This window comes from Massilia sp. DJPM01 (assembly GCF_030348125.1).
Classification (GTDB): Bacteria; Pseudomonadota; Gammaproteobacteria; order Burkholderiales; family Burkholderiaceae_D; genus Telluria_A; species Telluria_A frigida.
Window position 1 is genome coordinate 31,433 of the sequence record NZ_JAQOZV010000037.1, and the last position, 24,099, is coordinate 55,531.

At 63.1% G+C, this 24,099-nt stretch carries 24 protein-coding genes; 12 read left to right on the forward strand and 12 right to left on the reverse strand.

Annotated elements, in window-relative coordinates; translation table 11 throughout:
• Nucleotide 1: 1 nt before the first annotated feature.
• The gene (locus tag PO883_RS21820) at nt 2–916 is read left to right on the forward strand and encodes an aldose 1-epimerase (protein WP_289311611.1); all 915 of its coding nucleotides are present in this window, start codon (nt 2–4) and stop codon (nt 914–916) included.
• A gap of 93 nt (nt 917–1,009) precedes the next feature.
• Here PO883_RS21820 and speD read toward each other — a convergent pair whose 3' ends face one another.
• From speD to PO883_RS21845, 5 genes are read right to left on the reverse strand one after another with little or no spacing between them, the layout of a single operon-like run.
• A complete protein-coding gene (speD, locus tag PO883_RS21825) occupies nt 1,010–1,381 on the reverse strand; it encodes an adenosylmethionine decarboxylase (protein WP_289311612.1) in 372 nt (123 codons plus the stop codon).
• 2 nt (nt 1,382–1,383) lie between these two features.
• A complete protein-coding gene (locus tag PO883_RS21830; RefSeq protein ID WP_289311613.1) occupies nt 1,384–1,557 on the reverse strand; it encodes a hypothetical protein in 174 nt (57 codons plus the stop codon).
• Entirely contained in the window at nt 1,554–3,014 is a 1,461-nt protein-coding gene (locus PO883_RS21835; RefSeq protein WP_289311614.1) for a DUF4178 domain-containing protein, read from the reverse strand. The genes PO883_RS21830 and PO883_RS21835 overlap by 4 nt, the downstream gene beginning before the upstream one ends.
• A 10-nt stretch (nt 3,015–3,024) precedes the next feature.
• Nucleotides 3,025–4,071, reverse strand: a complete 1,047-nt coding sequence (locus tag PO883_RS21840) for an SPFH domain-containing protein (RefSeq protein WP_289311615.1) — start codon at nt 4,069–4,071, stop codon at nt 3,025–3,027.
• Between the two features lie 37 nt (nt 4,072–4,108).
• Nucleotides 4,109–4,495, reverse strand: coding sequence for a DUF350 domain-containing protein (locus tag PO883_RS21845; RefSeq protein ID WP_289311616.1), 387 nt, complete (start codon nt 4,493–4,495; stop codon nt 4,109–4,111).
• A 65-nt stretch (nt 4,496–4,560) separates the two neighbouring features.
• Here PO883_RS21845 and PO883_RS21850 point away from each other — a divergent pair, with 65 nt between their 5' ends.
• Both PO883_RS21850 and PO883_RS21855 read left to right on the forward strand, forming a co-directional pair.
• Entirely contained in the window at nt 4,561–6,072 is a 1,512-nt protein-coding gene (locus tag PO883_RS21850; RefSeq protein WP_167094019.1) for a polyamine aminopropyltransferase, read from the forward strand.
• Nucleotides 6,072–7,679: an NAD(P)-binding protein gene (locus PO883_RS21855; RefSeq protein WP_289311617.1), complete on the forward strand. Its 1,608-nt coding sequence runs from the start codon at nt 6,072–6,074 to the stop codon at nt 7,677–7,679. The genes PO883_RS21850 and PO883_RS21855 overlap by 1 nt, the downstream gene beginning before the upstream one ends.
• A gap of 1 nt (nt 7,680) precedes the next feature.
• Here the strand turns inward: PO883_RS21855 and PO883_RS21860 are convergent, their stop codons facing one another.
• Nucleotides 7,681–8,421 carry an ABC transporter substrate-binding protein gene (locus PO883_RS21860; protein ID WP_289311618.1) on the reverse strand — a complete coding sequence of 247 codons (741 nt, stop codon included), beginning with the start codon at nt 8,419–8,421 and terminating at the stop codon, nt 7,681–7,683.
• Between the two features lie 22 nt (nt 8,422–8,443).
• Nucleotides 8,444–10,201, reverse strand: a complete 1,758-nt coding sequence (locus PO883_RS21865) for a cation:proton antiporter (RefSeq protein ID WP_289311619.1) — start codon at nt 10,199–10,201, stop codon at nt 8,444–8,446.
• Nucleotides 10,202–10,749: 548 nt separating this feature from the next.
• On the opposite strand from PO883_RS21865, the gene PO883_RS21870 reads away from it, so the two are divergent.
• Nucleotides 10,750–11,232: a T6SS effector amidase Tae4 family protein gene (locus PO883_RS21870; protein WP_289311620.1), complete on the forward strand. Its 483-nt coding sequence runs from the start codon at nt 10,750–10,752 to the stop codon at nt 11,230–11,232.
• Nucleotides 11,233–11,265: 33 nt separating this feature from the next.
• On the opposite strand, the gene PO883_RS21875 is transcribed toward PO883_RS21870, so the two are convergent.
• Nucleotides 11,266–13,551, reverse strand: a complete 2,286-nt coding sequence (locus PO883_RS21875; protein ID WP_289311621.1) for a family 1 glycosylhydrolase — start codon at nt 13,549–13,551, stop codon at nt 11,266–11,268.
• A gap of 227 nt (nt 13,552–13,778) precedes the next feature.
• On the opposite strand from PO883_RS21875, the gene PO883_RS21880 reads away from it, so the two are divergent.
• Both PO883_RS21880 and PO883_RS21885 read left to right on the forward strand, forming a co-directional pair.
• Complete coding sequence (locus PO883_RS21880; RefSeq protein WP_289311622.1) at nt 13,779–14,426, forward strand: DUF642 domain-containing protein; 648 nt, start codon at nt 13,779–13,781, stop codon at nt 14,424–14,426.
• A 263-nt stretch (nt 14,427–14,689) separates the two neighbouring features.
• Nucleotides 14,690–14,884 carry a hypothetical protein gene (locus PO883_RS21885; RefSeq protein ID WP_289311623.1) on the forward strand — a complete coding sequence of 65 codons (195 nt, stop codon included), beginning with the start codon at nt 14,690–14,692 and terminating at the stop codon, nt 14,882–14,884.
• A gap of 95 nt (nt 14,885–14,979) precedes the next feature.
• Here PO883_RS21885 and PO883_RS21890 read toward each other — a convergent pair whose 3' ends face one another.
• Complete coding sequence (locus tag PO883_RS21890) at nt 14,980–15,396, reverse strand: DUF3597 domain-containing protein (RefSeq protein WP_289311624.1); 417 nt, start codon at nt 15,394–15,396, stop codon at nt 14,980–14,982.
• Between the two features lie 48 nt (nt 15,397–15,444).
• Nucleotides 15,445–15,963: a hypothetical protein gene (locus tag PO883_RS21895; protein ID WP_289311625.1), complete on the reverse strand. Its 519-nt coding sequence runs from the start codon at nt 15,961–15,963 to the stop codon at nt 15,445–15,447.
• Nucleotides 15,964–16,176: 213 nt separating this feature from the next.
• Here PO883_RS21895 and PO883_RS21900 point away from each other — a divergent pair, with 213 nt between their 5' ends.
• A complete protein-coding gene (locus PO883_RS21900) occupies nt 16,177–16,527 on the forward strand; it encodes a DUF1294 domain-containing protein (RefSeq protein WP_289311626.1) in 351 nt (116 codons plus the stop codon).
• A gap of 208 nt (nt 16,528–16,735) precedes the next feature.
• On the opposite strand, the gene PO883_RS21905 is transcribed toward PO883_RS21900, so the two are convergent.
• The gene (locus tag PO883_RS21905; RefSeq protein WP_289311627.1) at nt 16,736–17,572 is read right to left on the reverse strand and encodes a CPBP family intramembrane glutamic endopeptidase; all 837 of its coding nucleotides are present in this window, start codon (nt 17,570–17,572) and stop codon (nt 16,736–16,738) included.
• Between the two features lie 126 nt (nt 17,573–17,698).
• Nucleotides 17,699–17,956: a hypothetical protein gene (locus tag PO883_RS21910; protein WP_167094042.1), complete on the reverse strand. Its 258-nt coding sequence runs from the start codon at nt 17,954–17,956 to the stop codon at nt 17,699–17,701.
• A gap of 168 nt (nt 17,957–18,124) precedes the next feature.
• Between PO883_RS21910 and ugpQ the strand changes: the two genes are divergently transcribed.
• The 5 genes from ugpQ to PO883_RS21935 all read left to right on the forward strand — a co-directional run bounded on the left by ugpQ (nt 18,125) and on the right by PO883_RS21935 (nt 24,046).
• Nucleotides 18,125–18,877 (forward strand): glycerophosphodiester phosphodiesterase, encoded by a 753-nt coding sequence (ugpQ, locus tag PO883_RS21915; protein ID WP_289311628.1) that lies wholly within the window; start codon nt 18,125–18,127, stop codon nt 18,875–18,877.
• A gap of 94 nt (nt 18,878–18,971) precedes the next feature.
• Nucleotides 18,972–21,581 (forward strand): alanine--tRNA ligase, encoded by a 2,610-nt coding sequence (gene alaS, locus PO883_RS21920; RefSeq protein WP_289311629.1) that lies wholly within the window; start codon nt 18,972–18,974, stop codon nt 21,579–21,581.
• Nucleotides 21,582–21,890: 309 nt separating this feature from the next.
• Entirely contained in the window at nt 21,891–22,118 is a 228-nt protein-coding gene (locus PO883_RS21925; protein WP_054268154.1) for a sulfurtransferase TusA family protein, read from the forward strand.
• 205 nt (nt 22,119–22,323) lie between these two features.
• Nucleotides 22,324–23,073: an electron transfer flavoprotein subunit beta/FixA family protein gene (locus tag PO883_RS21930; protein WP_289311630.1), complete on the forward strand. Its 750-nt coding sequence runs from the start codon at nt 22,324–22,326 to the stop codon at nt 23,071–23,073.
• 40 nt (nt 23,074–23,113) lie between these two features.
• Nucleotides 23,114–24,046, forward strand: a complete 933-nt coding sequence (locus tag PO883_RS21935; protein WP_289311631.1) for an electron transfer flavoprotein subunit alpha/FixB family protein — start codon at nt 23,114–23,116, stop codon at nt 24,044–24,046.
• Nucleotides 24,047–24,099: the final 53 nt, after the last annotated feature.

Below are 24,099 nucleotides of genomic sequence, written 5' to 3' on the forward strand. Positions count from 1 at the left end.
TTTGCGTAACGCGCAGCTCTGCGCCGACATCCTTCCGGGTGTCGGCGGCGCTTTGTCGCGTCTGGACTGGATCGGCGGTGCGGCGCCGGTCCCGGTGCTGCGCCCGTACGCCGGCGGCGATGCGGCGCCGCGTCCTGATCAATTGGCGTGCTTTCCGCTGGTGCCGTGGTCGAACCGGATGGCCGGGGGCTTTTCGTATGGCGGTGAGCATTACGGCATCGCCCCGAACCGCGACGGCGATCCGTTTCCGATTCATGGCGAGGGTTGGCAGCGGCCATGGACAGTGGCGTTCCAATCGGCCAGCCAGGTGCTGCTGATGCTGGAGCGCCGCGATGGCGTGCCGTTCTCGTACCGCGCTTCGCTCGACTACGCCTTGCGCGGCAATACGCTGGCGGTGACGCTGGAGGTAACCAATACGGGGGCGCTGGCGCTGCCGTTCGGCCTGGGTTTGCATCCGTGGATGCCGCGCAGCGCCGGCACGACTTTGCAGGCGGCGGCGCGTAGCGTGTGGATGGCGGGGGCGGACAAGCTGCCGTCGCATGCGCAAGCGATTCCGGATGCGTGGTCGTTCGGGCGTGAACGCGTTCTGCCCGATGGCTTGATCGACAATGTGTTTGAAGGCTGGGATGGGCAAGCGCGCATTCACTGGCCCGAGAGTGGTTTGAAGCTGGAGATTGCGGCCGATGCTGGCTATTACATTGTGTATGCGCCGGCTGGTGGGGATTTTTTCTGCTTCGAGCCGGTGGACCACCTGATCAACGCGCACAATATGGCCGGTGGGCCGGCAAGGCATGGCTTGACGATGCTGGCGCCGGGACAAAGGCTGCGGCGGACGTTCAGTTTTGCGGTCTCCAACGCGTCATCCACTATCCTGGCACCCGTCGTCCCCGCGCAGGCGGGGACCCAAGGTCGTTGATCAGCCTATCGCTACAGCACCAACTTGAGTCCCCGTTTGCGCGGGGAGTCGGTTCTGGCAATGCCAGAGACGACGGTCTTGAAGCGGGCGGAATTAACGGTCGCCGGCCTGCGCCGCACCCCGCTCAATGGTCTGCACCACGCGCGACGTCGGCTTGAGCGCCAGCTCAATCACCTGCAAGGCCAGCTGCGGCTGCGCATCCCCGCACATGAAAATATCGGCCGCCGCGAACCCGTACTCCGGCCATGTATGAATCGAGATATGCGACTCGGCCAGCAGCAGCACGCCGGTCACTCCCATCGCATCGCCAAAACTATGAAAATGGCTATGCAGGATGCGCGCCCCGGCCGCCTCGGCGCCGGCGCGCAGCAGCGCGTCGATCTCCGCGCTCACCGTCAGCAGGCGCGCATCGACCCCATAGAAATCGGCCAGCAGATGCACCCCGGCCGGACGATGTGCGCCCATGTTCACTTATGACCTCCGCCCGAGCTGCCGCCATAGCTGCCGCTGCCGGAACTCCAGCTGCTGCCACCGCCGCTTCGGCCGCCCCAATTCGAGGAGGATTCAAACATATTGCCCCAACTAGCGAAGGTCGCAACTACCGTCAGGCAGATTGCCCAGATAAACTGTTTGGTTTTCATTGCTTATCCTCGCCGCTCACCGCCATGCCGCAGATGAACACCATGGCGACAATCAGGGTGAGCGCGGTCTCTCCGAAGTTAAATATCAGCGGAATAAAATTCAATCCCAGCAGCCACCAGAAGAATTTTTGCAGGGTGCCCGCCATTTTCGGCGCGGGCTCGGACTCGGGGATTCCCTTGACCGTTTTTGGCCCCACGTTGAACCAGGTCTTGATCTGGTCGAATGCCAGCCGGGTCGAGCGCGACCAGGTCATCTCTTCGCGCGTCGTTTCGGCCGCCAGCGTCCCGGAGGTGTTTTCGTATTCGGTCACAAAAACCCGGTCGCCCACGCTTACGCGCCAGTTGAACGCGCCCGCCGCCGCGACCACGGTCGTCAGATAGCTGTCGCTTTTTTCGTAATCCTGGTTTTCGGCCCGGGCTGTGTCGCCGGCAGCCGGATCCCACAACGGCCAGCGGTGCATGACCTTGGCCTGGAACCAGCCGGCATTGCTTTCGATGAGCCAGAAAAAGCCACCGCGCGCCGAAAACAGCAGGTACTCGGTCCATTTTTCGGCACCGGTGCCGCTGGTGGCGCGCACCATGGCGCCGATGACGGTGTGCTCGCTGCCGCGGATGTTCGCGGTGGCGCCAAGTTCGATGGTGGTGTTCATGGTCGCCATCTTGGCGCCCGCCGCCAGCACGCTCGCTTGGGGGCCGGAGGCATCGAGCTGCGCCTTGCAGGCCGGGCAGATCAGGGTCGTGGTAATGCCGGGCAGGTACTTGATCGCGCTGCCGCACGACGGGCAGTCGAGCGCATCGACCTTGCCGCGAAAGCGCCCCGCGCCGGCCTTGACCTGGTCGTCGTCGCGCAGCAGCTGGCAGCGCATCTCGTCGAGCGTGACGGCCACGCCGGAGTACACCACCGGCACTTCGCCGTCGGTGTAGTCGAGCGTCACGAAGGCCTCGCCGTTGCGCAAGTCCGCGACCCGGATGCGCCAGCCTTCCCCCACACGGAACGGCAGCTCGCCCTGGCCGGCAATGCACTTGGCGCTGCGAATTTCGGCCGGCAGAAATCGCTCGCCGTTGATGTGGACCGGCTGCGCGATCCTGAGTTTTTCGAAAGCGGGCAGCGTCTCCTGCACCTTGCGCTCGGCGCTCATGGTGAACTGGCCGGACGAGTCGCCCAGCCAGCCGTTGCCGCCGTCGCCGTACAGCACATACCATTCGTTCCACATGCCCTGCGTGTAACGTAGCTGGATGCGTCCGACTACGGTGAAATTGCGTCCGCCGAGCATGCCGCAGGTGCCGATCTGGATCGGCGAATAGTCTTCCAGCACCGACGACATGGTGCCCAGGTTCTTGACCGATTCGGCATCCTTGAGCAGGGTGGCGCGACAAAACTCGCACACCGCCATGACAGCGGCGTGCGACTTGAAACGGACCTCGGCGCCACAGCTTGGGCAGGAAACGATTTGCATGTGCAGCGGCTTAGCCGATCAGTTTTTTGAGCAGCTCCGTCTTGGTGCTGTTGTAGTCGTCTTCCGAGATCAGGCCCTTGTCGAGCAGTCCCTTGAGTTTGAGCAGGCGCTCCTCGATCGGGTCGACCTCCGGCACGGGCGGCTGCAAGGGCGCGGTCGGCGCCGGCGGCACCTGCGGGATCATCGAGCCGCTCATGCCTTGCGCCATGGCGTGGCCCAGCATCGCGCCAGCCCCCAGGCCCGCGCCGATGCCGGCCAGGCCGCCTTCGTTCTGGGCCGCCAGCGGGATGCTGCTGGCAACCTGGAACTGGGTGAAGCCGCTCATCTTCTCGCCCGACAGGCCGCCTTTCATGCCGGCCGAAATGCGTTCGTCGAGCGCGGCCTGCAGTTCTTCCGGCAGGCTGACGCTGGCGACGTTGAATTCATCGAGCCCCACGCCGTAGCGCGCAAAGGTGGCGTACAGGTCGCCCTTGACCTGCTGCGCCATCAGCGCCTGGTTGGCGGCCATGTCGAGGAAGGCGACTTTGGCGCTGCCCAGCGAGGTGGCCATGGTGGCCAGCAGGATGCCGCGCAGTTGGTCTTCGACGTCGTCGCGGGTGTAGATGTCGCGCGTGCCGCTGATTTCGGTGAAGAACAGGCGCGGGTCGGCCACGCGGTAGGAGTACATGCCGAAGGCGCGCACGCGGATCATGTCGAAGTCGGCGTCGCGGATCGTGATCGGCTGCGGCGTGCCCCATTTGCGGCCGGTCTGCACGCGCGTGCTGAAGAAGTACACGTCCGACTTGAACGGCGAATCGAACAGCTTGTCCCAGTTTTTCAGGTTGGTCAGCACCGGCAGGGTGTTGGTGGCGAGCTTGTGGGTGCCGGGGCCGAAGACGTCGGCGATCTTGCCTTCGTTGACGAACAGGGCCATCTGCGACTCGCGCACATTGAGGATGGCGCCGTTCTGGATTTCGAAGTCCTGCATGGGAAAGCGCCACGCCAGCACGCCGTCGTTCTCTTCGTTCCATTGAAGGACGTCGATAAACTGCTTCTTGATGAATGAGCCAAGGGACATGTCGGTCTCCGGTAGGAATGCGTTGAATGAGGGCGGGTCAGGACAGGGCGCCGGCGTTGACCAGGCCAATCGACACCGAAATGGCGCCGAGCAGGCCGCCGAAGGCCGCGTTGTCGGCCTCGATCTGGTCCTTCGACATTTTCAGCAGCCGCGTGGCGATGTTATACGCCAGCACCTGGACCAGCATCGCGCCGGCCGCCCATTCGAGGAACTGGTAGTAGTCGCGGGTATGCAGCAGGGCCGAGGCGATCGTCAGCGAAAAGCCGATCAGCGCGCCGCCGAGCGATAATGCCGCCGCGTGGTTGCCACCGCGGATCAGCGCCACTTCGTTGAAGGGCGTCAGGCGCGTATAGATGACAAAAAACGCCATCACCATGGCAACCGCTGTTGCAAGGTGGAGCAGATAGTTTAGGATGGCGGGCACGAGGTTTCCCCAAGAAAGATGGTCAGAATGATAGTGCACGACGATCTTAGAGCATAAAACACGACATGACCAAACGAATTTTGATACTTTCCGTGTTTGTGGTGGCCTCCTGCGGGCTGGCCTACGAACTCATTGCCGGCGCTTTGTCCAGCTATTTGCTGGGCGATTCGATCCTTCAGTTCTCCACCATTATCGGCTGCTACCTGTTCGCCATGGGTGTCGGCGCCCACTTTTCCAAGTATGTCGCCGAAGAGGATGTGCTGTCGCGCTTCATCGACATCGAGCTGGCCGTGGGCCTGATCGGCGGGGTGTCGGCGGCGCTGCTGTTCATGTCGTTTTCGTGGATGACGGCCCCGTTTCGCACTCTGTTGTACGTGCTGGTGTTCATGATCGGCGCGCTGGTCGGCATGGAAGTGCCGCTCGTGATGCGCGCGCTGAACGCGCGCGATACCGCGTTCAATGACCTGGTGAGCCGCGTGCTGACCTTCGATTACCTGGGCGCGCTGGCCGTGTCGCTGCTGTTCCCGCTGGTGCTGGCGCCCTACGTGGGGCTGGTGCGCACCGGCTTTTTGTTCGGGATGCTCAACGTCGGCGTGGGTTTCTGGACCCTGTACGTGTTCCGCGCCGAACTGACCAACGTCGGCGGGCGCGTGCTGCGCGCCAGCTCGGTGATGTTTTTCCTGGTGGCGGGCTTCGCCCTGTCGGACCGCATGGTGCAGTGGGGCGAACATGGCCTGTTCGGCGATGAAATCGTGTACTCCACCAGCACCCCGTACCAGCGCCTGGTGATCACGCGCTGGAAGGATGACATGCGCCTGTACATCAACGGCAACCTGCAGTTTTCCTCGCGCGACGAGTACCGCTATCACGAAGCGCTGGTCCATCCGGCCCTGCAAGCCTTGCCATGGGCGCGCAGCGTGCTGGTACTGGGCGGCGGCGACGGCCTGGCGCTGCGCGAAATCCTGCGCTACCCGAACATCAAGCAAGTGACCGTGGTCGACCTGGACCCGGCCATGACGCGGGCCTTCACCACCCGCCCGGAGCTGGTCAAGCTCAATGGCGGATCGTTCTCCGACCCGCGCGTGAAAGTCGTCAACGCCGACGCCGCGATCTGGCTGCAAGGCACGCGCGATATGTTCGACGCGGCCATCATCGACTTTCCCGACCCGTCCAGCTTCGCGCTCGGCAAACTGTATTCGGTGCCGTTCTACGGCATGGTGAAAAAGCACGTGGCGGCCAAGGGGCTGGTGGTGGTGCAATCGACCTCGCCCTTTTTTGCGCCGCACGCCTACTGGACCATCGACGCCACCTTGCGCGACGTCGGCATGCGCACCTGGCCGTACCATGCCTATGTGCCGTCGTTCGGCGAGTGGGGCTTCATCATGGCATCGCCCGAGCAGGAGTATGTGCCGCCCACCAGCTACCGGCTGGCGATGCGCTACCTGAACGAAGCGACCACGCGCGAAATGTTCGCCTTCCCGCCCGATATGCAGCGGCTGGAGATGGCGCCGAACCGGCTCAATACGCAGTCGCTGGTGCACGAGTTCGAGCAGGACTGGCGCAGGGTGATCCGCTGATGGACCGGCGCTCATTCCTGGCACTGGCCGGCGGCGCGGGGGCGGCGGCGGTAAGCGCGGCCGGGTTCCAGCGCTGGCTGGAGATCACGCCCACCGTGCATTATCCGGGCCGCGCCGAAGGTCATTATCTGCGCGAGCGCGGCAAGCTGCCGGCGCCTGGCGAGGTAATCGAGACCGATATCGTGATCCTCGGTTCCGGCATTGCCGGCCTCACGGCGGCCTGGAAGCTGGAGCGCGAAGGGCAGCGCAAGGTGCTGATGATCGATGGACCGCAGCCGTTCGGGAATGCCGCCGGCGGCCATTTTGGCGAGCTGGCCTATCCGACCGGCGGCCACTATCTGCCGCTGCCGTCGCCGGAGTCGGTGCATGTGCGCGAGATCCTGTTCGACCTGGGCATCATCGAGCGCGACCCGTACGGCGAAAAACCGTACTACGACGAGCGTTATATCCTGCACGGGCCGGAGGAGCGCCTGCTGTTCAACGGGCGCTGGCAGGAAGGCTTCATTCCGACCGACGGCGTGAGCGCGGACGAACTGGCCGAGCACAAACGCTTTTTCGCCGAGGTCGAACGCCTGCGCAAGCTGCGCGGGGCGGACGGCAAGCGCGTGTTTGTCTTCCCCACCGTGACCTCGTCCCTCGACCCGGCCTTCGATGCGCTCGACCGCATCACGCTCAAGGATTGGCTGGACCAGCAGGGCTACCGCTCGCCGACCCTGCACTGGTACCTGAACTACTGCTGCCGCGACGACTACGGCACCCGCTACGACAAGGTCTCGGCGTGGGCCGGGCTGCATTATTATTGCAGCCGCTGGGGCCAGGCGGCCAACGCCGGCAACGGGGCCTGGCTCACCTGGCCGGGCGGGATGCAGGTGGTGGCCGACAAACTGGCCGCCGCGTCAGGCGTGCGGCGCCACGCCGGCACCGCGGTGTCGCTCAAGCGCAGCGGGGCTGGCGTGGAAGCGCTGTGCTTCACGCTGGAGGGCGGCGTGGCGCGCAGTGTGCTGGTGCGGGCGCGCAAGGCGATCTGCGCGATGCCGCTGTACGTGGCCGCGCGCGTGGTCGAGGATATCGCCGCCCTGGGCTTCGATGCGAAGCGCCACACGCCATCGTACGCGCCGTGGATGGTGGCCAATTTCCTCATGAAGGATTTTCCGCGCGAGCTGCCCCACGCGCCGCTGGCGTGGGATAACGTGGTGTACCAGGAGCCGGGGCTGGGCTACGTGGTCTCGACCCACCAGGATATCCGCGTGGCGCCGCCGGCCAGGACCGTATTTTCCGCCTACGTGGCGCTGTCGGACCGCACGCCCGACGCGGCGCGCAAGTGGATGATGACGGCCAGCGCCGACGACCTGGTGGCGCTGGCCAGCGCCGACCTGAAAAGCGCCTACGGCTGGAAATTCGCGGCCTGCGTGGAGCGGGTCGACATCACCCTGCGCGGCCACGCGATGGCGGCGCCGCTGCCGGGCTTTCGCAGCAATGCGGGCCTGAAGGCCTTGCGCGAAGCCGATGGGCCGATCGTGTTCGCGCACGCCGACCTGTCGGGTTTTTCGGTGTTCGAGGAAGCCGCGTGGTGGGGCGTGCAGGCCGCGCTCAAGGTACTCCGGTAAATTACTGGTAGGTGGCGACGATGCGCTGCCAGGCCGGATCGTCCTTGAGTTTTTTGAGCACCGGCGCGATCCGGCCGAAGGCGGCGGCGTAGTTGTGCGGCGCCAGCATGCGCCGCTCGGTGGGCGGGCTGGCCAGGATGGCCACGTGCAGCCTGGACGACATGCCGTGCGCGCGGATGAAGTAGCGGGCCATCGATTCGGCCACGATCACGCACTCGAGGCGCCCGAGCAGCAGCTTTTCCAGGTTTTTCTCGTCGCTTGCGCCTTCGCTGCGCAACATGCGCGAGCTGGCCAGCCAGCCGTCGATGCCGGGATAGTGGTAGCCGAGGGTGACGCCGACCGAGGCCCCTACCAGGCCGGCCGGTGCGTCCGGGCTGACCGGTTTTGCCGCCAGCGACACCAGCGCGTAACGGTCGGAGGCGAACGACGCCGACCACAGGTACTTTTTCCGGTCCACGTCGTCGAACCATTCGGGCATCATGCCGATGACCATGCCGTCGATGCTGCCGTCTTCGAGCTTGACCTGCAAGCGCTTGCGCGGCATGTATTGCAGCTTGAACGTGAGCTTGCCCAGCTTGCGCTGGTTCAGGTAGCCGATCAGGTCCGGGTACATGCCGCGCCCGTCGCCGAGCATCAGCGGCGCGAAACCGGCGCTGGTGTAGACAGTGACCACTTCGGCCACCGTGGGCTTGGCAAGCAGCAGCGCGCACAGGATCGACAGGCGCAAGACCAGGTTTTTCATGAGCCGATTATCGCACCCCGTTTCATGGATGAGTACGGATTTCGGCGTCCAGCGTTGCCAGGAACAGGTCGCGTTCACCGTCGACGATGCGGTCGACCCGTTCCTCGTCCATGCCCAGGGCTTCGAGCACGAAGGCGGACAGCTGCAAGCTCGCTTCCAGCGTTTCGGGCACCACGATGGTGGCGCCGGCGCGTTTCAGCGCGCGCGCGTGCTGTTCGTCGCGCGAGCGCACCAGCAGCGGCACGTCGGGAAATTCGCGCCGGATACCGCGCACCGCGTGCAGGGCCGAGGCGGGATGGTCCATCGTCAGCACGATCGCCGGCGCCTCGCCCGCGTTCACGTGGCGCAGCAGTTCGGCGCGCGCGGCATTGCCGAAGTAGACCGGCAAGCCTTCGCCATGCATTTTGGTGGCCAGGCGCGCATCGTTTTCAAAGGCGATGTAGCCGATGCCTTCTGCCGTGAGCAGCTTGGCCAGTTGCTGGCCCACGCGTCCGAAGCCGGCGATGATGATGTGGCCGCGCGCTGCCTTGAGGGCGGCCTGGTCGGGCGTGGCTGCCTGTTCGTCGTCGCGCGGCTCCCAGCGCGTGCCGATGTCGCGCCCCAGGCGTGCCAGCAGGGGCGTGACGAACAGGGACAGGCCCACGGCCAGCATGACGCGCGCGCCCAGGTCGGCGTCGACCAGTTTGCTGGCGGTGGCGTAGCCGATCACGATAAAGGCGAACTCGCCGCCCTGGCCGAGCAGCAGGCCGCCTTCGACGGCACGGCCCCAGCTCAAGCCGCCGATGCGGAACAGCACGGCGATGACAGCCGCCTTGATCGCGATCAGGCCGAACACGGCGCCGGCCAGCCACAGGGGCGCATCGATGATCTGGCGCGCATCCATGCCCATGCCGACCGTCATGAAGAACAAACCCATCAGCAAGCCCTTGAAGGGCTCGACCATGAGTTCGACCTCGTGCTTGAATTCGGTTTCGGCCAGCAGCAGGCCTGCGATCAGGGCGCCGAGCGCCATCGACAGGCCCGCCGCCGCGCTCAGGCCGGCGATACCCAGGGTGGTGAGCAGCACCAGCGCCATGAAGACGTCGGGCTGGCGGTGGCGCGTGAAAATGCGGAACAGGGGGTGGATCAGGCGCCCGCCGACCAGGTAGATCAGGGCGATGGCGGCCGCGGCCTTGAGCATGGTGATGGCCACCAGCGAGACGATGCCGTCGCTTTCGCCCTTGGCCATGACGCCGATCAGGATCAGCAGCGGAACCACCGCCAGATCCTGCAGCATCAGGATCGAAAAGCCGGCCTGGCCGAGCGGGGTGTTGGTGCTGTGCTGTTCGTTCATCAACTGCATGACCACGGCGGTGGACGAGAGCGAGAGCACCATGCCGAGGATGACGGCGCTTTCCGCGCGGTAGCCCAGCAGGTAGATGACGGTGCCGAGCAGGGCGGCGCTGATGCAGACCTGGGCCGTGCCGGCGCCGAATACCCAGCGCCGCAGCGCCCACAGGCGGGCGGCCGACAGTTCCAGACCGATCATGAACATCAGGAACATGACGCCCAGTTCGGCCAGGGCGACCACGCCTTCGGCGCGCGGAAAGGTGAGGTAGGCCAGCCAGGGGTGGGTGTCCGCGAACAGGCCCAGGCCGAACGGGCCGAGCAGGGCACCCACGGCCAGGAAACCGAGCACCTGGTTGATGCGTAGCCGTTGCAGGGTGGGAATCAGGATGCCTGCGAGCGAGAGGAACAGGAGGATTTCCCTCAGGAAGGGGAAGGCGTGTTGCTCTTGCACGGGTGGGGGCCTGTCGGGTAGTTGATCGCTCTTGCCATTCTATAACAGTGGGAGGGGCGGCGCGGTGTGGTGCTGCCGCCTGGGGGGTGTGTTTGATGTGGATGGCTGAGCTGGGAACCTGGGCACCCGCCCGCCTGCGCGGGTGCGACGGAAGTGTGCGCGGGTGCGACGGAAGCGTGCGTGGGTGCGACGGAAGCGAGGGTGGGTGCGACGGAAGCGTGCGTGGGTGCGGCGGGAGAGGGGGGCCTGTAAATAACAACGGGGAAGGGCGGCCAGGTGTGGTGGTGCTGCCGGGACGGTGTGTTTGATATCGGTGGCTGAGCTGGGAACTTGGGCACCCGCCTGCGGGGGGGGGCGACGAAAGGGGGCGCGGGTGTGACGAAAGGGTGGGCCGGTATGACGGGAGGGTGGGCGGGTGCGGCGGGAGTGTGCGCCGGTGAGGCTTGAGTGCGTACGGGTGGGGAGGTAATGAAACTTGCGGCAGCGCAAACGGTAGGTTATATCCGCGAGGCAATATGACTGACCTGCCGCCTCATCGGAGTTCCAGCATGAAGCCCTCGTTTTTCACCGTGCGCGACAACTACCCCGCCCGCGCGAGCGTCGACCGCGCCACGCTGTACAAGGCGATCGGCTGGGATGCCCTGATCGAGGTGTCCGCCTATCACGATACCTGCGCCACCCGCGTCAGCCTGGCGCTGGTGCGTTCCGGCATGCGCATCCCCGGCCGGTTGGCCATCCTCAAGGGGGAGCACAAGGGCAGCCTGATCGAACCCGGCCACGCGCGCCTGTCGATCCTGCTGCAACGCCGTAATCTGCTGGGATTGCCGGAAGTGTACCGCGGCGGCCAGGCGCGCGAGGCCATCGGCACGCGCAGCGGCATTGTCTCGTTCTGGCGCATCGACGGCGAGGGCGGGCCGGATCAAGGGCACATCGATATCATCTTCCCCGCCCCGCACAACGCCGGGCTGCTTAGCTGCGGCACCGAATGCTACTGGCAAGCCACGGAAGTGTGGTTCTGGCCGCTCGTTTAAGCAAGTCCGCTCAGGTGCTCTGATCAAAGGCCATCAATTGGCCTGGTGGCGCCTCCCCGTCTTGGCTTGCTGGCGTGTCTCGGTGCAGTGGATCGCCTGTTCCCGTTCGACGCTCTCGCCGCGCATCTGCAAAAAACGGCCGATTGCACTGTCCAGCCCCGGCAGCAGGATGCCGCGCTCGGTGTGCAGCGCGCTGTAGGCCGGGCGCGCGGCAATGTAGCCGCAGCCGGCACGCGATTGCGCTTCGAGCCGGCTGGCATCCACCCCGGCTTGCCGGGCCGCCATGCTGGCCAGTTCCAGCCAGGTGAGCGGATGGCCGTTGGTCAGGTGCCAGACCCCGCATTCCTTGTCGATGGCCAGGTCAAGGCAGGCGTGGACCAGGTCGGGCACGTAGGTCGGCGTGACCGTGATGTCGGCGGCGGCCGCGAATGGAGAGCCGCTTTCGAGGCTGGCCAAGGCCTGGGTCACGAAGTTGTAGCCGTCCCAGGGGCCGAAAAAGGAACTGCTGCGAACCACCAGCGCCGCCGGGTGCAGGTCGAGCACGGTGCGCTCGGCGGCTGCCTTGCTCTTGCCATACACGTTGATCGGCGCGACGTCGTCACTTTCCACATACGGACACTGCTGTTGTCCGTCGAATACCAGGTCGCTGGAAAAGGTAGTCAGGTGCACCTGATGGCGCGCGCAGGCGGCGGCCAGGACCGCCGGGCCGGCGACGTTGTCGCGAAAGCAGCGCGCCACGTCGTTTTCGGCCTCGTCCACCCGCACGTAGCCGCTGGCGTTGATGACGGCCCAGGGATGGTGGCGCTGCATGGCTTGCTCCACGGAGACCGGGTCGGCGATGTCCATGTCCTGGCGGCTGAGCAGGCGGTACGCCAGGTTGCGGCGCGCGCAGATGCGGGCGAAGGCGCGTCCCAGGGTGCCGGTGGCGCCGGTGATCAGGATCGGCGCCGAGGCCGTGCCGACCAGGCTGTGGCCGTCGGCCGTGATCGAGGTCGGCGCTTCGGGCGTGGCCACGGGCGGGCACAGGCAGCGCCCGGCGCGCCGCCACCAGCCCTGGCCGCGCAGCACCGGGTGCGAGGGCGCCTGGCCGCTGCCCAGTTCGCGCATCATGGCCGCCAGCGCGGTGGGGCGCGGCAGCGGCGAGCGCACGTCGAACGGACCCGGCTCGTAGTAGCCGCGGCTTTGCGTGACCAGGCTGTTCCAGTCGAACGCGCCGAGCAGTGCCCAGACGGTGACGGCGCGCAGGTCGATGCCGTTGCGCCGGGCTTGCTGGCCCGCTTCCCACACCTCGAGCAGCCAGCGCAACTGGTCTTCGCGGTTGGCGTCGATGTGCGCTTCGGTGACCGCCAGCGGGATGCGGTAGCGGTCCCATGCTTCTTGCAGCAGCGGGCCGATGCCGGGCGTGGGCGTGGCCAGGGCGCGCGCGGTTTCGATATCGGCGCAGGGCATCCCATCGGCATGGCCGCGAAAGTGCGCCGGGTAGCGCTCGGCCCGGTGGTCGAGCCAGCGTTCGCTGGTCACGTAGTAATTGACGCCGATGAGGTCGGGCGGACTGGGATGGTCGCGCAGCCAGAGCAGCTCGGCCGGCTGGGCGCCGTGGCCCGTCAGGTAGTTCCACAGTGGATGCTCCGGGCCGACCTTGCCGCAGAGTAAGTCCCAGGCCAGCCAGCGTCGCTCGTTGTAGAACGCGGCGCAGCGCGCCATGGCGGGCGTGCTGTAGGTTTTGCCCAGGTCGTCGGTCTGCACCAGGCGCGCGCCTGGGTTGACGCGCCGGATCGCGCGCATGGCCAGCACGGTGGCGCGGCACTGGATCAGCAGCGCTTGCACGAAGATGCGGTCGGCGCGCCCGTGTGGATACCAGAGGCCGTACAAGCCGCTGAAACGCGCGGTGGTCAGGGGTTCGTTGACGGGCGTGTAGGCGTCGATCCAGGGGTAGCGCGCGGCCACGGCGCCGGCGTATCCGGCCAGGCGGGTTGCGAACGAGGGATCGGTCAGGCAAGTGTCGCGCGGGCCGCTGCCGTGGTGGACCAGCCCGGCAATGGGGACGATGCCGGCGTCGCGCAGGGCGTTCAGGCGCGCGTCGGCCCAGGACCAGTCGGCGCTGGCCAGGCCGCTTGGCGCCAGGCGCTCCCACAGCAGGGGGTAGCGGATGGCGCTGATTCCCAGTGAACTGAAGCGCGCCACATCGTCGGCGCGGCCGTGATGGCCGTTTCTTTCTATCTGGCTGAAGTAGTTGTCTCCCACGCGATTGACCGTACATTCGAGCCCGCCCCAGAGGGCAAGCGCTTGGTGTGCTGCGTCGATGTCGATTGATGGCATAAGCTCACTCATAACATTTAGGCAATTTTGGAAATTAGATACCGGGCGGCGCGGAAAAGTTCAGTTTGTCGTTGGATGTGCGCATTCGATGGCAAAAAACAAGGAGAAATTGCTAGCAAACAGGAAATTTTTGTTAACGGGCTATAAAGATGATATGGATCAATGATATGATTCGCTATCAATTACGTAACAATACTTTCGTTTTAGTAATCACTTTTAGGATGTACATGAAATCATCAGTTTTCCTGAGCGGTTTGTTTGCCGCCGCCATGTTCGCCAGTGGCGCAGCGCGCGCCGACCTCGTGGTCAATGGCAGCTTTGAAGTCAACAAGACCGCCAGTTCGTGGCAGAATTTCAATGCCGTGACCGGCTGGAATTCCAGCAACGGCATGTTTGAAATCCAAAAGGGTGCCAAGCAGGGCGGCGCCGCCGGTTTCAATCCGTACGCAGCCAATGGCCGCCAGTACCTGGAACTGAACAGCACCGGCCTGAGCTCGGTATGGCAGATGATCGACACCTCGGTAGCCGGCACCTATTCGGTATCGTTCGCTTACTCGGGCCGTCCGGACACCGCCGGTCACGCCAACAGCGCGATGAATGTGTACTGGGGCGACACCAAGCTGAACGATTCGCTGCTGATGGGCGGCACCAGCGGCCAGTGGAACCTGTTCAGCATCACCGACCTGGTTGCCACCAGCCCGCTGACCAAGCTGCGCTTTGAATCGGTCGGCCCGACCTCGTCGCCAACCTACGGTTCCTACCTCGACGCCGTGTCGGTCGACGTGACCCCGGTTCCTGAGCCGGAAACCTACGCCCTGTTCCTGCTGGGCCTGGCAATCGTCGGCGCCACCGTTCGCCGCAACAAGAAAGCCTAAAGTCTCCGTGCCGCGCCGGTCCTGGACCGGCGTCGCGTTTCCGGGGCCAAGTGTTGCTTAACCGGGGTCTGACCTCTGATTAGAAAGATTTCTAATCAGAGGTCAGACCCTAATGCCGTAATCAGAGGTCAGACCCAGGTCAGACCCCGGCTTTGCGATGTTTGGTCCCGGTTGTCGTTTTTGTTGCTGTAGCATGCGTTCCGCTTCCTCCGGCCAAGGACCTGGCGCCGGGTCGCCGTCTGGTGTAGCGCTGCATCGAAAGCATGCGCAATGTGGAAGACGTGAAGAATTGCCGCCGTTCGATGGTCTTGCTGTACGGCGAAGAGACGGTGCGCCTGGCCGAGGTCTTGCTCGACCGCAGCGAACGCATCGTCGGGCTGGAAACGCTCGGCACCGACATGCAGGGCAGCGCCATGCACCAGACCTTGCTGGCCGCGTACGACAAGCTGTTCGTATAAGCATTCAGCGCCAACGAAAAACGCCGCCGGCTTGATCGCCCGGCGGCGTTTTTTTCGTCTGGCTGGCGGCGGGACCGCAGTCCCGCCAGCGCGGATCAGTCCTTCAGGTCGGCCGGTACTTTGCCGCCGTTGGCCGCCAGCTTGTTCATCACCTGGCGGTGCAGCCAGATATTCATCGATGCCGAATCGCTGGTGTCGCCCGTGTAGTCGAGCTCGTGGGCCAGTTCCTTGCGTGATTGCAGGCTGCTGTCCAGGTTCAGCAACTTGAGCAGGTCGACGATGGAGGTACGCCAGTTCAGGCTCTGGCTTTGCGGCATGCCGCTGAGGATGGCTTCGACATCGACCTGTTCCATCGGCGCTGCCGGTGGCGCAACCGCTGCCTGGGCAGGCGCGCCCGGCGCTACGCCAGCCGATTGCATCGATGCCGGCGGTACGGCCTGGGTCGACGTTGGCTGCACGGCAGGGTGCGACGACGGGAAGATTTTGTGGAAAATATTGCTGAGAATGCCCATGTGTAACCTCTTTTTGTGTGTGGGTGAAGAATTGAATCTGAAAATTGCTTAGTGGCGCATGCCTTCGGCCACGCGGCCGAGCACGATGGCCAGCGCCGCGCCGCCGATGGTCTTGACCAGGGTCGGGTGTTCGGCGTAAAAGTCGCCCATGCGATCGACGATGCCCGGGTTGTTGCGTTCGGCGTCTTCCGCGATTTGCTGGACTTGCGCCGGCGTGAGCTGGGCCGCTTGTTCAGGCGTGATCGCGGCCGGCGTCTCGCCGCCACGGAACAGGTTGCCCAAGGCGCCGCCCGCGATCGAGCTGAGCAGGCCGGGGCCGACGTTGCTGATCAGCTGGTTGAGCATGCCGGCGCGCTGGTTGGCGTCGCTATGGCCGAACAGCTGGCCGATCATCTGCGGGAATGGCGGGGTCTGGTCGGACCGCAAAGCTTCCGACACGCCCTGGGCCATCGTGCCGCGCGGCGCGTTCTGCGCCACCTGGTCGAAGTCGTCGAGTGCGCGCGCGCCATTGCTGTTGGCCGCGCCGCCCAGGTATTGCTGAAGTAGATTACCTAAATCGAAAGCCATACACCCTCCACGTGAATTAGAAAAGCATCGCTGCGCTGGTTTGCGCGAGGCCGATGCCGGAGCTTAGGCTGCAGCGTGGTTGCCATCTGTACGCTAGCGCACCGTGGTGTCGTTAAAGCTGATAATAAGGCAATTTTCCTCGATTCAGTGGAAATGATTGCGCGGCGATCCCGTGCACTCTAAGCTGGCGTTTTTTTACTGACGGCCACCCTGATGCCTTATCTGTCGATCCTGATGTTTGCCGCCGTGTTCGGGGGCGCCGTGCTGGCCTGGGACATTCCGCTGTCGTTGGGCGTGCTGTATCTGGTGGCGAGCTGCGCCTGTTTTGCGCTGTACGCGATGGACAAGGCGGCGGCGCGCAGCGGCGGCTACCGCACACCCGAACGCACCTTGCTGTTGCTCGGCCTGGGCTGCGGCTGGCCGGGCGCCGTGCTGGCGCAGCAGTGGCTGCGGCACAAGTCGTCCAAGCGGCCGTTTCAAGTCGCCTTCTGGGTCACGGTGGCATGCAATGCCGCTGCCTTCGTGTACCTCTGTTCGCCGCTGTCGTTCATGCGCATGCCGTAAGAGGCGCCGCGTGCAGCCGCGGCGTAGAGTGATCCGTCTGATGCGGCCTGCAACAGTGATTAAGTATGTGCATCTGGACATGTCCACAAATCGGGCACGCGTCTTTCAGGCGGCCGAGTTCGGGGTGATATTGCGCAGTAGTTTGTGCAGTATCGGGGCAGTCCGCTTGTGCTATCGGGATGACGACGGTTTTGGGCGCCGCGCAACGCTATGTTGTTGAGGGTAGTTGTGGAAGAGCAGCCTGTTTGATTGCGTCTTTAAACCAGAGGACGAGCAAGCTAAACGCAATCAGGGAGAATCCGAGCATGGCAAACTGAGGAATCCAATCGTGTAAGTGACTTATCTGGCTAACGTCTCTGATTCGATGGAAATCGAAATAATGTTGATTGATAAACGCTAAAAAATTGAAGGTGGCATGCGCGATCATACAGCTTGGCAAAGAACGTGTGGCCGCATAGAGGTAGGAAAGTACAAGTGAAAATAGAAATGTACTTATATAGACAGGCTTCAGGAAATGTACAGATGTGAAGAAAACAGCGGTCCATACTGCGCTTTTAAAAAAGGAATGTTCTTTGTACAGTGAGCGAAAAACTAATCCTCGGAAAAATATTTCCTCAAATATTGCGGGAAGAATTACGCTCGAAAAAATGAAGACCAAGATCGGCGGCGAGAAAAACGAATGCGAGTCGTATGTCTCGGCGTGAAATTTGCCTAAGTCGTATGCATTTTGGATATTATATTGCGCGAGTGACAATGTAAAAGCTGCACTTTCGCCAAAAGTTAACATGAGTAATAGAACTGCCACGGTGATTGATAGAAGGATGTGGGACGGTGTTGTCACCTTGCCCAAGATGATGGCGAGCTTTTTTTTGTTGAGTCCGAATTGAATAACGCTTGTCACGGTCATGGCAACAAACATGGCTATGATAGCTACGTGTTCCGCGTAATACGTCGAGTCGCGCCAGTATGTGCTAAGTACGTTAAATAATGTGGTTCGTACAATCATGCTGAAGGTTAGTATCAGAAACAGGATCTTAAATTTCATGCAATTGCCTCGCTCATCTTGTCGATGATAATGTTATTGCATATGTAATGTTGTAATTTCTGTGAGATATCGCGCCACATGCTGTGGCGCGATATCTGTCGCCGATACGGTCCCTCGAAGGCGATATTAATGGAGGAGATCGTATAAACCTATTCCGATGGATGAGCCCAGTTCCCCGAGACCGTTAAAGACGTCATTCGCTACCCTTCCCCACTCCGACTGCGCTTGCGGGATCATATCGAACCTGCGAGGGCTCGCCTTGCCGCCCGATACCATCATAATCTCTTCGACATTTAATACCTGCATGGTGTTTCTCCTGTCGCAGCCAATATTGGCTACAGGAATGTTACGAGAAGAAAAATTGGCGATGCTGAGATTTCTCAAGCGTGATTCGATTGGTATTATTAAAGGATGGCTCCTGCCGCTAAGGATCAGATGTTGGGGGCGTCGTATTTGTAAGCCGTTCGTTTTGCACTGATTCGGTGCCGCATTCGGGCTCGGCGTCAAATACCCGAACCCGGCGTGGCTCCGGAGCATGTTACGATTGTGCTTATGTGGATTTACCCTACCTCTCTCGCGCACCGCGGCGGCGGCAAACTCGCGCCCGAAAACACCATCGCCGGCCTGCGCTGCGGCCTGGCGCACGGCTTTCGCGCCGTCGAATTCGATGTCATGCTGGCGCGCGACGGCGTGCCGGTCGTGATGCACGACCCCTATCTCGGACGCACCATCGCCGGTTCGGGCAATGTGTTCGACTATGACGCCGCCGAACTGGTCACCATGGACGCCGGCAACTGGTTCAGCGCCCAGTACCGGGGCGAAACGGTGCCCCTGTTCACCCAGTTCGTCCAGTTTTGCAAGGACAATGGCATCTGGATGAATATCGAGATCAAGCCCGCCCCCGGATTCGAGGAGGAAACGGGCAGGGTGGTCGCCAGCCTCACGCGCGCCTTGTTCGGGCTCGAAATTGCCCAGGACGCCCCGCGCCAGATACCGCTGCTGTCGTCCTTCAGCCCGGTGGCGCTGGCCGCTGCCCAAGAGGCGGCGCCCGAGCTGCCGCGCGCCTTGCTGCTCGATCGCATGGACGAGGGCTGGCAAGCCCAGGCCCGCGAACTGGCCGTGGTGGCGATCCATACCAACCACAAGCACCTCGACGAGGCGCTGGCGCATCGGATCAAGGACGCCGGCTATGGGCTGTTTTGCTACACCGTCAATGATCCTGCGCGCGCCCGCGAGATCCTGGGCTGGGGCGTGGACGCCTTCTGCACCGACCGCATCGACCTGATCGGGCCGGATTTCGCTTGAGCGGCGGCCCCCGCTGCCTCGCCGGGTGTTGACTCCAGTTCCATACGCTATAATCGTTTTTTTATAGCATGCTGCCTTCTTACGCCCATACGACATGAAATCATCCGAAATCCGCGACAAATTCCTGAAGTTCTTCGAATCCAAAGGCCACACGATTGTCCGTTCGAGTTCACTCGTACCGGGCAACGATCCCACCCTGATGCTGACCAATAGCGGCATGGTGCAGTTCAAGGACGTGTTTACCGGCACCGACAGCCGTCCGTACACGCGCGCCACCTCCGTGCAGCGCTGCGTGCGCGCCGGCGGCAAGCACAATGACCTGGAAAACGTCGGCTACACCGCGCGTCACCACACCTTCTTCGAAATGCTGGGTAACTTCAGCTTCGGCGACTACTTCAAGCGCGACGCCATCAACTACGCTTGGGAGCTGCTGACCAAGGTATACGGCCTGCCGTCCGAGAAGCTGACCGTCACCGTCTACATGGAAGATGACGAAGCGTACGATATCTGGGCCAACGAAGTGGGCGTGCCGAAAGAGCGCATCATCCGCATCGGCGACAACAAGGGCGCGCGCTACGCGTCGGACAACTTCTGGCAGATGGCCGACACCGGCCCATGCGGCCCGTGCACCGAGATCTTCTACGACCACGGCGCCGACATTCCCGGCGGCCCGCCAGGCTCGCCCGATGAAGACGGCGACCGCTTCATCGAAATCTGGAACCTGGTGTTCATGCAGTTCAACCGCGACGAAGCGGGCGTCATGCACAAGCTGCCCAAGCCGTGCGTCGATACCGGCATGGGCATGGAGCGCCTGGCCGCCGTGCTGCAGCACGTCCACTCGAACTACGAGATCGACCTGTTCCAGGCGTTGATCAAGGCCGCCGCGCGCGAAACCGGCACCACCGACCTCGAAAACAAATCGCTGCGCGTGATCGCCGACCATATCCGCGCATCGGCCTTCATGATCGTCGACGGCGTCATTCCTGGCAGTGAAGGGCGTGCTTACGTCCTGCGCCGCATCATCCGCCGCGCGCTGCGCCACGGCCACAAGCTCGGCCAGACCAAGCCGTTCTTCTTCAAGCTGGTGGAAGACCTCAATACCGAGATGGGCGCGGCCTATCCGGAACTGGCCGCAGTGAAGACGCGTGTCGCCAGCATGATCGAAGGCGAAGAAGTCAATTTCGGAAAAACGCTTGAAAACGGCATGAAAGTGCTGGAAGCCCAGTTGGCCAAGAACGCCGGCAAGCTCGATGGCGCCACCGCTTTCCTGCTGTACGACACCTACGGCTTCCCGCTCGACCTGACCGCCGACATCTGCCGCGAGCGCAATATCGAATTCGACGAAGCGGGCTTCCACGTCGCCATGACGCGTCAGAAGGAACTGGCCGGCGCGGGCGCTGGAGGGGCCAAGCAGAAAAACGTCGAATACAGCGGCGAGAAAAACAAATTCGTCGGCTACGACAGCCTGGCGCACGCCAGCCGCGTGGTGGCCCTGTACGCCGACGGCAGCGCGGTGCGGGAACTGGCGGCCGGCCAGAGCGGCATCGTGGTGCTCGATACCACGCCGTTCTATGCCGAATCGGGCGGCCAGGTGGGCGACCAGGGCGTGCTCACGTCCGCTAGCGCTACATTCACCGTGGCCGACACCCTCAAGGTGCAGGCCGACGTGTTCGGCCACCACGGCGTGCTGACCTCTGGTGTGCTCAAAGTGGGCGACACGGTCAACGCCAACGTCGACGAAGCCAAGCGCGCGCGCACCATCCGCAATCACTCGGCAACGCACCTGATGCACAAGGCGCTGCGCGAAGTGCTGGGCGAGCATGTGGCGCAAAAAGGTTCGGTGGTCGATCCGGACCGCACCCGTTTCGACTTCTCGCATAACGCGCCGCTGACGGCCGACCAGATCGCCCAGGTCGAAGTGATCGTCAACCGCGAAATCCTGGAAAACCAGGCGACGCAGGCGCATAACATGACGTTCGACGACGCCGTCAAGCATGGCGCCATGGCGCTGTTCGGCGAGAAGTACGGCGACGAAGTGCGCGTGCTCGATATCGGTTCGTCCAAAGAGCTGTGCGGTGGCGTTCACGTGGGCCGCACCGGCGACATCGGTCTCTTCAAGATCATCGGCGAAGGCGGCGTCGCAGCGGGTATCCGCCGCGTCGAAGCCGTCACCGGCGAAGGCGCGCTGGCGCTGGTGCAGTCGCTCAATCGCCGCGTGCAGGAAGCCGCTGGCGCACTGAAAACCACCCCGGACGAACTGAGCAACCGCATCGCGCAGGTGCAGGATCACGTCAAGTCGCTGGAAAAGGAATTGGCCGCACTGAAGTCGAAACTGGCGGCAGGGCAGGGCGATGAACTGGTGACCCAGGCGGTGGACGTGAATGGCATCAAGGTCGTTGCGGCGATCCTGGAAGGCGCCGATTCGGCGCGCCTGGGCGAAACCATGGACAAGCTCAAGGACAAGCTGAAAACGGCCGCCATCGTGCTCGCCAGCGTCGCTGACGGCAAGGTGAACCTGATCGCGGGCGTGACGGCGGATGCCACGTCCAAGGTCAAGGCAGGCGAGCTGGTCAACTTCGTGGCCCAGCAAGTGGGCGGCAAGGGCGGCGGACGTCCGGACATGGCGCGTGCCGGCGGCACCGATCCGAGCGGGCTGGATGCGGCGCTGGCTGGTGTGACGGCGTGGGTGGCTGAGCGCGCCTAAGTCACCCTCCGTCGTTCCCGCCAATGGCGGGAACGACGGAGCTTGCGTTGCGTGGCGCAACCGGAGAGCTTGGTTAACCATACGTCATAGTACGGCGCATACCGATTGGCAACTCCACTTCAGACATTTCTTACGCGCAGCTTACAACTTCCGTTGCAGAGCTGTTATTGTCGTTGTGACCATGCAACAAGCAATTTATATATTGGTGCGGTGCGTCAAATTTGCGGATTTGGAGTATATTTGTTGGGTGAGTAATTCAATCCACCCTAAGAGCAAGCGATGAGCGATACAACTTTCGACAGCGAGATCATGGAATACCAGAAGGAACTCGACGCACGGGGACTCAATTGCCCATTGCCGATCCTCAAGGCCAAGAAGGCGCTTGCGGAAATGGAAACCGGGGAAGTGCTGCGCATTGTCGCTACCGACACCGGCTCCGTACGCGACTTCCAGGCGTTTGCCAAGCAGACCGGCAATGCCCTCGTTTCCCATACCCAAAACGGCCGCGAATTCATCTTTTTGATGCGCCGCAAATAAGATTCCGGACGGGGCAAGGCAGCAGCACGCCCCGCGGGTTTTCTCCAACAATTTCCCGACATCATGACAAAGCCCGACGATTAGGTGTTTTCCTCTAGCTAAAAATCGCACGATCGTGCTTTAATTTGGCGTGAAAACGGTTTTTCTCTTATAATCTAGGCCACTTTAGTCAAGTCACCTTATTTATTCTTCCAAAGGCACCCCTATGAAAGTCCTGGTTCCCGTCAAACGCGTGGTCGACTACAACGTCAAAGTGCGTGTGAAATCCGACGGCAGCGGCGTCGATATCGCCAATGTCAAAATGTCGATGAATCCTTTCGACGAGATCGCGCTGGAAGAAGCGATGCGTCTGAAGGAAGCCGGCAAGGTCACCGAAGTGGTGGCCGTGTCCTGCGGCGTAACCCAGTGCCAGGAAACCCTGCGCACCGGCATGGCCATTGGCGCCGACCGCGGCATCCTGGTCGAAACGAGCGCCGACCTCGAACCGCTGGCCGTGGCCAAGCTGCTCAAGGCGCTGGCCGACAAGGAGCAGCCGCAGCTGATCATCCTGGGCAAGCAAGCCATCGATGACGACTCGAACCAGACCGGCCAGATGCTGGCCGCCCTGCTGGGCTGGCCGCAAGCCACGTTCGCCTCGAAAGTCGTGCTGGAAGACGGCAAAGTCACCGTCACCCGCGAAGTCGACGGCGGCCTGGAAACCCTGGCGCTCACGCTGCCGGCGATCATCACGACCGACCTGCGCCTGAACGAGCCGCGCTACGTGACCCTGCCGAACATCATGAAGGCCAAGAAAAAGCCGCTGGACGTGGTCAAGCCGGAAGAGCTGGGCGTCGACGTTGCGCCGCGCCTGAAGACCCTCAAAGTCGTCGAGCCAGCCAAGCGTTCGGCCGGCATCAAGGTGCCGGATGCGGCCACCCTGGTCGCCAAGCTGCGCACCGAAGCCAAAGTTATCTGATCGCGGCCTGGCCGTCTCACCTAAAAATACAGGAAAAATCATGGTCGCATTAGTTATTGCTGAACACGACAACGCCTCCCTCAAGGGAAGCACCCACCACACCGTCACCGCCGCGATCGCCTGCGGCGGCGACGTGCACATCCTCGTTGCTGGCAGCAACTGCGGCGCCGCCGCCGCGCAAGCAGCCGCCATCGCCGGCGTGACCAAAGTGCTGGTCGCCGACGCGCCGCACCACGCTGACGGCCTGGCCGAAAACGTGGCCGAGCAGATCCTGGGCCTGGCTGCGTCGTACTCGCACATCCTCGCTCCGGCAACCGCTTACGGCAAAAACATTCTGCCGCGCGTGGCCGCCAAGCTGGACGTGGCGCAGATCTCCGAGATCACCAAGGTCGATTCGCCGGACACCTTCGAGCGTCCTATCTACGCCGGTAACGCCATCGCCACCGTGCAGTCGTCGGACAAGATCAAGGTCATCACCGTGCGCACCACCGGTTTCGATTCGGCTGCGGCCGAAGGCGGCTCGGCTGCCACGGAAGCCATCGGCGCGGTTGCCGATTCGGGCAAGTCGACTTTCGTCGGCCGTGAACTGGCCAAGTCGGATCGTCCTGAACTGACCGCCGCCAAGATCATCGTTTCCGGTGGCCGCGGCATGGGCTCGGGCGACAACTTCAAGATCCTCGAACCGCTGGCCGACAAGCTCAATGCCGCCATGGGCGCGTCGCGCGCCGCGGTTGATGCGGGCTTCGTGCCGAACGACTGGCAAGTTGGCCAGACCGGCAAGATTGTCGCGCCAATGCTGTACATCGCGGTCGGCATCTCCGGCGCCATCCAGCATTTGGCCGGCATGAAGGACTCGAAGACCATCGTTGCGATCAACAAGGATCCGGAAGCGCCGATCTTCTCGGTGGCCGACTACGGCATCGTGGGCGACCTGTTCGAGGTAGTGCCTGACCTGGTCAAGCAACTCGGCTAAGCCGCGCCGGCTACCGTACAGTATCTGCAGCAAACACCTGTAGGGTGGGCACG